Here is a 2,075-nt window from a genome sequence, read left to right as displayed (position 1 = left end):
CCGCCGGAGAGGCCCGCCGGCCGCCGGTCGAGCAGGTGGCCGACGCCGAGCATGTCGACCACCGCGTCGTGCTCGGCCCGGTCCGCCCTCTGGCCGGAGAAGAGCCGACCGTAGCCGAGGTTGCCCCGCACGCTGAGGTGCGGGAACAGGCGCGCGTCCTGGAACACCAGCCCGATCCGGCGCCGATGCACCGGCAGGGCGATGCGCCGCTCCGTGTCGACCAACGTCTCGCCAGCGACGACGATGCGGCCGCGATCGGGGCGGCTCAGCCCGGCGATCAGGTCGATCAGCGTGGTCTTGCCCGAGCCCGAGCGGCCGAACAGGGCGGTGAGCCCGGCCCCGGCCTCGAAGGCGGCGTCCAGCGTGAACGCCCCCCGGCGCAGGGCGACGGCGACGGCGATCGTCATGCCGGCCGGCTCCTTCGCGGCGTCCCCGCGTTGTGCGACGACACCCTCACGGAAGGCCGCGCATGATCATCGTCCACCACCTGGAGAACAGCCGCTCGCAACGGGTGCTTTGGCTGCTCGAGGAGCTCGGCCTGGACTACGACGTGAAGCGCTACGCCCGCGACCGCGAGACCATGCTGGCGCCGCAGGAACTCAGGACGATCCACCCGCTCGGCAAGTCGCCGGTGATCACCGACGGCGCCGTGACGGTGGCGGAATCCGGCGCCATCGTCGAATACCTCACCGCCCGCTGCGGCGGCGCCCTGGTGCCTGCCCCCGGCACGGAAGAGCATCGCCGCTACACCTACTGGCTCCACTACGCCGAAGGCTCGGCGATGCCGCCGCTCCTGCTGAAGCTGGTCTTCTCGCGCCTCGCGCCGGGCAGCCCCGCGCTGGTGCGCCCCCTGGTGCGGGGGATCGCCAAGGCGGTCACGGCCAAGTTCGTCGACCCGGAGCTGCGCCGCCACGCCGCCTACTGGGAGGGCGCGCTGGCCGACCGACCGTGGTTTGGCGGCGACGCCTTCACCGCCGCCGACATCCAGATGAGCTTCCCGCTCGAAGCCTTCGCCGCGCGCGGCACCGGCGCCGGCGCGCGCCTGACCGACTGGCTCGCCCGCATCCACGCCCGCCCGGCTTACCGGCGCGCGCTGGAGCGCGGCGGGCCGTATGCCTATGCGTGAGTCGGGGTGGGATCGCAGCATCCCCGTCACCCCGCCCCCAGCCGCCGCCCGATGCGGCGGGCCAGAAGTTCGGACAGCAGCAGGGCGGCCATCGACAGGGCGACCGAGATCAGCGTGAGGCGCAGCGCCCCGGCCTCGCCGCCGGGCACCTGCGTCAGCGTGTAGATCGCCGCCGGCAGGGTCTGGGTCTCGCCGGGGATGTTCGAGACGAAGGTGATGGTGGCGCCGAACTCGCCCATCGCCTTGGCGAAGGCGAGCACCGCGCCGGCGAGGATGCCGGGCAGGCTGAGCGGCAGGGTCACCGTGAGGAACACCGCCAGCGGTCGGGCGCCAAGCGTCGCGGCCGCCTGTTCGAGGCGGGCGTCCACGGCCTCGATCGACAGGCGCATCGCCCGCACCATCAGGGGAAAGCCCATGACCGCGCAGGCGAGCGCCGCCCCGGTCCAGCGGAACGCGAACACGATCCCCACCTCGGCGAGCCACCCGCCGACGAGCCCGCGCCGGCCGAGCGCCAGGAGCAGCAGGTAGCCGGTGACGACGGGGGGCAGGATCAGCGGCAGGTGGACCAGCCCGTCGAGCAGGGCGCGCCCGGGAAACCGCCGCCGGGCGAGAAGCCACGCCACGGCGATCCCCGGCAGCAGGCTCGCGAGCGTCGCGACGGCGGCCACCTTCAGGCTCAGCGCCACGGCGGTCCACTCGTCGGGCGTCAGGTCGAGCAAGGATGGGTCGTCCGGTCCGGGAGGCGCCGCGGACCGTCGCGGCCGCTCGATAAGCAGCCTTGGACGGGGGATGCGCGGCGCGCAAGCGGCTCAGGCGCCGGTCTCGTCCTTCGTGCCGGGCTTCGCCTCCTCGGCGCGGTGCAGGCGGCTCAGCAGCACGAGGAGCCGGCCCGGCAGCGGCGTCTCGAGGGCCTCGGCCCCGAGCAGGGCGTCGCGCGGCCGGGCCGGCT

3 protein-coding genes are annotated in these 2,075 nt (G+C 74.4%); 1 reads left to right on the top strand and 2 read right to left on the bottom strand.

The annotated features are described in order from the left end of the window. Positions 1 to 407: ATP-binding cassette domain-containing protein (locus FV222_RS24230; protein ID WP_147815841.1), on the bottom strand; the 407-nt coding region annotated here is incomplete at its 3' end. A gap of 62 nt (positions 408 to 469) precedes the next feature. Between FV222_RS24230 and FV222_RS24225 the strand changes: the two genes are divergently transcribed. Continuing rightward, complete coding sequence (locus FV222_RS24225) at positions 470 to 1,126, top strand: glutathione S-transferase (RefSeq protein ID WP_147763962.1); 657 nt, start codon at positions 470 to 472, stop codon at positions 1,124 to 1,126. 26 nt (positions 1,127 to 1,152) lie between these two features. Here the strand turns inward: FV222_RS24225 and modB are convergent, their stop codons facing one another. Then, positions 1,153 to 1,845: a molybdate ABC transporter permease subunit gene (gene modB, locus FV222_RS24220; RefSeq protein WP_147763961.1), complete on the bottom strand. Its 693-nt coding sequence runs from the start codon at positions 1,843 to 1,845 to the stop codon at positions 1,153 to 1,155. Positions 1,846 to 2,075 lie beyond the last annotated feature (230 nt).

This window comes from Methylobacterium sp. WL103 (assembly GCF_008039885.1).
Lineage (GTDB): Bacteria > Pseudomonadota > Alphaproteobacteria > Rhizobiales > Beijerinckiaceae > Methylobacterium > Methylobacterium cerastii.
The sequence above is the reverse complement of the archived record's forward strand: the minus strand, read 5'-3'. Positions and strand labels throughout refer to the sequence as shown.